Source organism: Oscillibacter sp. PC13, assembly GCF_900115635.1.
Lineage (GTDB): Bacteria > Bacillota > Clostridia > Oscillospirales > Oscillospiraceae > Oscillibacter.
In genome coordinates this window covers 48,038-54,813 of record NZ_FOXE01000022.1, presented here as the reverse complement: position 1 = coordinate 54,813, position 6,776 = coordinate 48,038, and the positions used below count along the sequence as shown (strand labels likewise).

Genomic DNA, 6,776 nt, shown 5'->3' with positions numbered 1-6,776 from the left:
AATCAAAACCACCGGCCGTGCCGGTGGTTTGCACAAGCCCCCTTGGGGCATGCCCTGGGCAGAGCCTATAGGCTCATCGAAAAGTCTGCCAACCGCACGACTTTTCCAGGCTGCCCCTAAAGGGGCTTGATTTTATTTGCCTTCTTTTACTGGCTTACCCGTAAACGGGTCAATATACTCCTGGATGCTCATCTGGTCATCCGTATAATCCTCTTGCAGCTGATTCCTGATATACTGCTCGATTGCCTTCTTGTTTCGGCCAACCGTACTCACATAGTACCCTCTACACCAAAAGTGCCAATTCCCGTACTTGTACTTCATGTTGGCATATTTTTCGTATATCATCAAGCTGCTCTTTCCCTTTAAGTACCCCATGATTTGCGACACGCTATACTTAGGTGGGATACTCACCAGCATATGGATGTGGTCTTTACACGCCTCCGCTTCTATAATTTCTACTCCTTTGTACTCGCAGAGTTTTCGCAACATCATTCCTATATCCTGTTTGATCTTTCCATAGATGACCTGCCGCCGATATTTTGGGGCAAATACAATATGATACTTACATTCCCACTTCGTGTGTGCTAAACTACTTACATCAAGTTTCATCTGGACTTGATTCCTCCTTTGGTTTCTTGTTGACGGTTGGCAGACCATCTTCATCCTACCAAAGGAGGATACTTTTTTCTGTGCATAGCTAAAGCTTTTTGGAACCACCAGCACTGCTGGTGGTTTTCTATGTACAAACAAAAACAAGGACCTGGCCGAATTGTTCGGCCAGGTCCTTGTCATACGGTTCATTCGATGTTGCCGCACATGTCGCTGTCGGGGAAATATGGCTGCACAGCAGCCCAGTAACCACCGCCGTCCACAGAGAGAAAACGGTGCCTTGCTTCCGTTCCATCATCGCGGTAAAAGTTGGCGGCGGTGCCGTCATAGGTCATGGAAGTTCCGTCCGCATAGAAAAATCGGAGCCCGAAGCGGCCACCCCAGTTATAATCCCGGTGAACATACCGCCGGATCAGCGGCAGCTCATCCAATGTATCCGCAAGAGAGGAAAGTTGCTCCGGCGGCAGGGCTGAGGCAACAGGTTTCTCATCGCCCCGCGCCACAAAATACTCGACGCCGGAGAGCTCGGCGTCCGTGTAATAGGATGTCAGTTCCCGGGAGACGTGGTGATCAAAGACTCCAGCCAGCAAAGCTATCAGGATTACCCAGGCTGCGGCCACAGTCAGCAGAACCGCCAGCAGAACTTTGAGAGCGATGTGGACCCGTTTTGCCATCAAGCAACAGCTCCTTTTATGTTCCGGCGCCAACGGTTTTTTCGTAGGCAGCGATCACAGCTTCCATTACAGCGCCGCGGAAACCGGCCTTTTCCAACGCACGAACCCCTTGAATGGTGGTGCCGCCGGGGGAGCAGACGGCGTCCTTCAATGCACCGGGGTGCTGCCCGCTTTCCAGCGCCAGCCGGGCAGAGCCAACCACCATTTGGGCGGCCAGCTCCATTGCCGTTGCCCGGGGCAGACCGCAGGCTACACCGCCGTCTGCCAGCGCTTCAAGAAAGAGATCCACATAGGCCGGGCCGCAGCCGGACACCGCGGAACCGGCGTCAATTAAATTCTCTGGCAGGGCACTCAGGCGGCCCGCACCTGTCATGGCATCTAGAAAGACGGTTTCCTCCGTCTTTGCTACGCCGTCGCCGCAGACATAAAGAATCATCCCCTCTCCAATGGAGGCGGGGGTGTTCGGCATGATGCGGATCACGGGATACGCCCCGCCCGCCATCGCCTGAATACTTGTAATGGTAAGGCCGGAAGCCATGGTTACCAAAATGAAGCGGCTTTGCCGCTTGGCCAGAACCGGGCCGATCTCTGCCAGCAGATCCGTCATCATCTGAGGCTTAACGCCCAAAAAGATGAAATCGGCATTCGCTGCAATGGCGGTGCTGTCTGATGGAAAGCAGCCCAGCTCTTCAGCCAGGAGCCTTGCTTTCTCCGCTGTGCGGTTGGCCACAAATACCTGGTCGGCGGGAATCCGTGTGCACACCGCCCGCGCCAGTGCGCCGCCCATGTTGCCGGTGCCGATAAAACCAAAAGTCGCCATGTTGATCACGTTCTTTCTTTCAGAGTTTCCGATAAAGCGTCACTGCGGATCCTGGGCCCTTTTCTGGCGGGCCAGCTTGGCCGCCTTATTGAAACGCAGCTTTCGCTGGCTGAGTGCTGCCGCAATCCAGCCCCAGGCAGCCAGAAGCAGACAAAGGCCGCAGGGGAGATACAGCTGAAGCAGTTCTCTCCCCTTGTCGGCACCTCCGTTTTGATGCAGTATCCAAAGATACAGCGCCATGGTTGCCAAAGCACAGGTTCCTGTCAGCAGCCCCAGCAGCAGTTTTACATGTCCGGCCTTCCGGGTCAGCATCAGAAAAAACAGCAAAACCGTGATGATACCGATTGCAGCCGCCTGCCATACCATTGTGGTCAGCCCTCCTTCGTTCAGCGCACTTGTCCTTCGCCGTAGATGACGTATTTGCAGCTGGTCAGTTCCTCCAGCCCCATGGGCCCGCGGGCGTGCATCTTCTGCGTGGAGATGCCGATTTCTGCGCCCAGACCGAATTCTCCGCCGTCGGTAAAGCGGGTGGAGGCGTTGACATATACCGCCGCGGCATCCACCCGATCCAAGAATTGCTGGGCCTTAAAATAGTTTTTTGTAATAATGGATTCCGAGTGGCCGGTGCCGTGGGCATTGATGAAGCGAATCGCTTCCTCCATGTCCGCCACGGTCCGCACGGCCAGGATATAGTCATCGTACTCTGCATCCCAGTCGCTCTCCGCCGCCGGAATGCCGCGGCTTCCAAGGATGGACAGGGCGTTTTCGTCGCATCGTAGCTCTACCTGGTGTTTGTCCAGCAGCGGTACGGCCTTGGCAAGGAATGCCTCCGCCACATCCTTCTGGATTAAAACGCACTCCGCTGCGTTGCAGACGGAGGGCCGGGAGCATTTGGCGTTGTACAAAATACCGGCGCCCATATCCAGATCCGCCTCGTTGTCAATGTATACGTGGCATACGCCCTCGCCGGTGCGGATGACCGGGACACTGGCTTCCTTGGCCACTGCCCGGATGAGCCCTGCGCCACCCCGGGGAATCAGTACATCCACATATCCATCCAGATGCATCAGTTCATTGGCCGTTTCATGGCTGGTGTCCTGCACCAGAGAGATACAGTCCGCGGGCAGCCCGGCCTGCTCCAATGCCTGCCGCATCAAATCCGTCACGCAGCAGTTGGAACGGATGGCTTCCTTGCCGCCCCGCAGAATACAGACATTGCCGGACTTCAGGCACAGGGCCGCTGCATCCACGGTAACGTTAGGACGGGCCTCAAAAATGATGGCAATGACGCCCAGCGGCACTCGCCGCCGGCCGATGATTAAGCCGTTTGGCCGGGTCTCCATCCGGTCCACCTTTCCAATGGGATCGGGCAGGGCCATTACCTGCCGTACGCCATCCACAATACCCGCCACCCGCTCCGGGGTCAGCGTGAGACGATCCAGCATGGCGGGCCGCATGCCTGCCTCTTTTGCAGCCGCAACGTCCGCAGCGTTGGCGGCCAGCCACTCCTGCTGACGGGCGGTCAGAACATCGGCGATAGCGACCAGCGCCGCATTTTTTCTGGCTGTGCCGGCGGTGGCCAACACATAGGCGGCAGCTTTGGCTGCCGTACCCTGCTGCTGTAAAGCTGTCATAGAATGTCCTCCTTCACTTCGAGGCAAGGAACCGTGTCCCGATATCCTGCCCTGCTACAATCCCGTACAGATCTTCCATCCTGGTGCCGTTGGTGATCACCATGTCACAGCCGCTCTCCATGGCGATTTTGGCGGCGGAGAGCTTGGTGGACATGCCGCCGGTACCCCGCCAGCTGCCAGCTCCGCCAGCCATCTCCAGAATCTCCGGCGTTAGGGATTCCACCCGATGAATCAAGGTGGCGTCTGGATGTGCATGAGGATCCGCATCATATAGTCCGTCAATGTCGCTGAGCAGAATCAAAAGATCGGCGTGACAGAGCTTTGCCACAATGGCGGACAGGGTGTCGTTGTCGCCCAGCACCTTGTGACGGCCGGTTTCGATCTCGGCGGAGGAGACGGAGTCGTTTTCGTTGACCACCGGGATGACCCGCATCTCCAAAAGCGCGGAGAAGGTGCCCATCAGATGCTCAGCCCGTTCTGGGCTGTCCACATCTTCTCCGGTCAGCAGAATCTGGGCGACGGAGCGGTTATACTCAGAAAACAGCTTGTCGTAGATGTGCATGATCCGGCACTGGCCCACTGCGGCGGCAGCTTGCTTCATTCGGAGCTCTGTCGGCCGTTCCGGCAGTCTTAGCTTGGCGGTGCCGACGGCAATTGCGGCGGAGGTCACTAAAATAATATCGTGCCCTATTCCGTGGAGATCCGACAACGTCCGAACCAGGTGCTCCATACTCCGCAGGTCGACGGTTCCGGAGTCGTGGGTGAGGGTGGAGGTGCCCACCTTTACTACAATGCGCCGCTTTGCCTGTTCCACATATATGTCCTCCTGAAGAAAATTTGCAGTCATTATAGCACACGATGTCAAAAAAAGAAAGTGTGAGCGGCGTGTAGTTTTCGTAAAAGTGCGGAAAATAGAGGAGAAAGCGAGGGATTCCATGACTGATTTTACAAATACCACCGCCCACGACGGCGACGACAACAACAGCGGTACCAAAGATACCACACAGGCCATCGTGGACTTTGGATCCGCTATGACCAGAACGCCGTATGGTACGGTTTACTGCCTGACCATCATCGGCCAGATTGAAGGGCACATGAGCGCCAGTACCAATACCAAGACCACCAAATATGAGCATGTTCTGCCGCTTCTTGCCAAGCTGGAGGAAAGTGAAGATGTAGACGGCGTCCTGTTTTTGCTGAATACGGTTGGCGGTGACGTGGAGGCAGGGCTGGCTATCGCAGAACTGATCGCCGGCATGACAAAACCCACGGTTTCCATTGTCCTGGGAGGAAGCCACTCCATCGGCGTACCGCTGGCAGTGGCTGCCAGGCGGAGCTTTGCGGTGCCATCAGCCGCTATGACCATCCATCCGGTCCGAATGAGCGGCACGGTCATCGCCGCACCGCAAACCTACAGCTATTTTCAGCGGCTGCAGGACCGCATTGTGGACTTTGTGTCCAGACACAGCAGGATTTCTGCAGAATCCTTTCAGCAGCTGATGCTGAAAAAGGACGATATGGCGGCGGATGTAGGCAGCGTGATCTATGGGGAGGAAGCGGTGTCGCTTGGCATCATTGACCAGGTGGGCGGCCTCAGCGATGGGCTTGCCTACCTCTACCGGCAGATAGAGGATCGAAAAAACCTATAAGAGGCGGTGCCTAAGCACCGCCTCTTATGACTGTGGTGAACGGGATAATAAGCTGTACCGTTCCGTTATTTTTCCAGTATCAGTTTAAAATCCCGGCCTTCCGGCGTCACCTGGACCTGGTACCCCTGGGAATGGGCATACCGGGTAATGTTTTCCACGGCTACCTGGGCATCCACAAGAACCGCCAGGGAGGCGGGAGAGTCCTTCTGCACTGCTTTCTGCACCATAATGACAGGAAGCGGGCAGGAAAATCCGCGGGCATCAATCATACGGCTTCCTCCTTTCCGGGGAGATGGGCCAGTGTGACGGCCAGCAGGACTGCAAACCCCAGTGCGACGGCAGCCATACCGGCCGTGCCGATTCCGCCGATGACATAGGTGCCGTCGGCCGCCACAGAATCGGCCGCGCCGGCCAGGCCGAAGTTATGGGACACCGCTGCTCCCACGATCATGCCCAGCACTGTTACGGCGGAGTCGCCGTTGCCCTCACCGGCCAGAATCAGCTGCCGCAGGGGACAGCCGCCAAGGAGAATGGATCCCCAGCCAGCTAGTGCCATCCCCAGGAAGGACCAGAGGTGCTGAGAGTGGGCAATGGGCTGGGAAAGGGCGGAGAGGTGGTAGTTGCCAAGCAGCAGGTTCCCGATTGTCACAGTGATCCAAATGGCGAGAAATCCGCTGAGCAGGCGAAAATCCCGGAGGAGAAAGACGTCCCGCAGGCCGCCGGCCATGCAAAGGCGGCTGCGTTGGGCCAGTGCGCCGACAGCCAGTCCGGCAATGAGGGAGATTCCCCAGAAAGCGTGCATGGAGCCCGGTCCCTCCTCTGAAAAACGAAGGAGGCTTGGAGCTGCCAGCAGAAGGAACAGCAGCAGAATCATCATCCCCGGCAGAATGCTCCCCTCTCCCTTCCGGACGGGATAGGCACGGCCCAGAGAGAACCCTCTCCTCAAAAAGAAAATTCCGACCAGGATTCCTGCAAGAAAGCCAAGCAAGCCCGCCACAGCCGTCAGATCCCCGCCGCCCAAGCGGATGACCATCCGCAGCGGACAGCCCAGAAACACCAGTGCACCGATCATTACAAACACCCCGATGGCAAACCGGCAGGCAGGGGAGGAACCGGCCCGTCCGCGGAATTCCTTTGAGACTGCGGCTGCAAGCGTGGAACCCAGCACAATGCCGATGATCTCAGGACGTAAGTACTGAACCTTCCCGGCGCTGTGCATCCCAAGAGCGCCCGCGATATCCCGCTCAAAGCAGGCAATGCAAAAGCCCATGTTCTTCGGATTTCCGGCGGAGGTCAAGACCAGGGCCGCCACGCCCACCACCACGCCGGTGAGAAGAATCCATCCATATTCCCGTATCCAATTTTTTTCCCGCATACACACACTCCTTGC

General features: G+C 57.0%; 9 protein-coding genes. 1 reads left to right on the top strand and 8 read right to left on the bottom strand.

Annotated features, from left to right (window positions below):
• Positions 1-132: 132 nt before the first annotated feature.
• From tnpA to proB, 6 genes are all read right to left on the bottom strand, one after another.
• Positions 133-609 carry an IS200/IS605 family transposase gene (tnpA, locus tag BMZ81_RS12445; RefSeq protein WP_091132625.1) on the bottom strand — a complete coding sequence of 159 codons (477 nt, stop codon included), beginning with the start codon at positions 607-609 and terminating at the stop codon, positions 133-135.
• Between the two features lie 188 nt (positions 610-797).
• Entirely contained in the window at positions 798-1,283 is a 486-nt protein-coding gene (locus BMZ81_RS12440; RefSeq protein ID WP_091132623.1) for a hypothetical protein, read from the bottom strand.
• 16 nt (positions 1,284-1,299) lie between these two features.
• Positions 1,300-2,103 (bottom strand): pyrroline-5-carboxylate reductase, encoded by an 804-nt coding sequence (gene proC / locus BMZ81_RS12435; protein ID WP_091132620.1) that lies wholly within the window; start codon positions 2,101-2,103, stop codon positions 1,300-1,302.
• Positions 2,104-2,142: 39 nt separating this feature from the next.
• Complete coding sequence (locus tag BMZ81_RS12430; RefSeq protein WP_091132619.1) at positions 2,143-2,469, bottom strand: hypothetical protein; 327 nt, start codon at positions 2,467-2,469, stop codon at positions 2,143-2,145.
• 20 nt (positions 2,470-2,489) lie between these two features.
• Entirely contained in the window at positions 2,490-3,737 is a 1,248-nt protein-coding gene (locus BMZ81_RS12425; RefSeq protein WP_091132616.1) for a glutamate-5-semialdehyde dehydrogenase, read from the bottom strand.
• Between the two features lie 13 nt (positions 3,738-3,750).
• A complete protein-coding gene (gene proB, locus BMZ81_RS12420) occupies positions 3,751-4,584 on the bottom strand; it encodes a glutamate 5-kinase (RefSeq protein ID WP_091132614.1) in 834 nt (277 codons plus the stop codon).
• 184 nt (positions 4,585-4,768) lie between these two features.
• Here proB and BMZ81_RS12415 point away from each other — a divergent pair, with 184 nt between their 5' ends.
• On the top strand, positions 4,769-5,386 hold the full coding sequence (locus BMZ81_RS12415) for a ClpP family protease (protein ID WP_242942642.1): 618 nt from the start codon (positions 4,769-4,771) through the stop codon (positions 5,384-5,386).
• A gap of 65 nt (positions 5,387-5,451) precedes the next feature.
• On the opposite strand, the gene BMZ81_RS12410 is transcribed toward BMZ81_RS12415, so the two are convergent.
• A complete protein-coding gene (locus tag BMZ81_RS12410) occupies positions 5,452-5,655 on the bottom strand; it encodes a sulfurtransferase TusA family protein (protein WP_091132609.1) in 204 nt (67 codons plus the stop codon).
• A complete protein-coding gene (gene yedE / locus BMZ81_RS12405; RefSeq protein WP_091132607.1) occupies positions 5,652-6,761 on the bottom strand; it encodes a YedE family putative selenium transporter in 1,110 nt (369 codons plus the stop codon). Before yedE ends, BMZ81_RS12410 begins: the two co-directional genes overlap by 4 nt.
• Between the last annotated feature and the right edge of the window lie 15 nt (positions 6,762-6,776).

Coding starts and splice junctions, on each gene's coding strand:
- tnpA (WP_091132625.1), bottom strand. CDS start 609: ATGAAACTTGATGTAAGTAGTTTAGCACACACGAAGTGGGAATGTAAG.
- BMZ81_RS12440 (WP_091132623.1), bottom strand. CDS start 1,283: ATGGCAAAACGGGTCCACATCGCTCTCAAAGTTCTGCTGGCGGTTCTG.
- proC (WP_091132620.1), bottom strand. CDS start 2,103: ATGGCGACTTTTGGTTTTATCGGCACCGGCAACATGGGCGGCGCACTG.
- BMZ81_RS12430 (WP_091132619.1), bottom strand. CDS start 2,469: ATGGTATGGCAGGCGGCTGCAATCGGTATCATCACGGTTTTGCTGTTT.
- BMZ81_RS12425 (WP_091132616.1), bottom strand. CDS start 3,737: ATGACAGCTTTACAGCAGCAGGGTACGGCAGCCAAAGCTGCCGCCTAT.
- proB (WP_091132614.1), bottom strand. CDS start 4,584: ATGACTGCAAATTTTCTTCAGGAGGACATATATGTGGAACAGGCAAAG.
- BMZ81_RS12415 (WP_242942642.1), top strand. CDS start 4,769: ATGACCAGAACGCCGTATGGTACGGTTTACTGCCTGACCATCATCGGC.
- BMZ81_RS12410 (WP_091132609.1), bottom strand. CDS start 5,655: ATGATTGATGCCCGCGGATTTTCCTGCCCGCTTCCTGTCATTATGGTG.
- yedE (WP_091132607.1), bottom strand. CDS start 6,761: ATGCGGGAAAAAAATTGGATACGGGAATATGGATGGATTCTTCTCACC.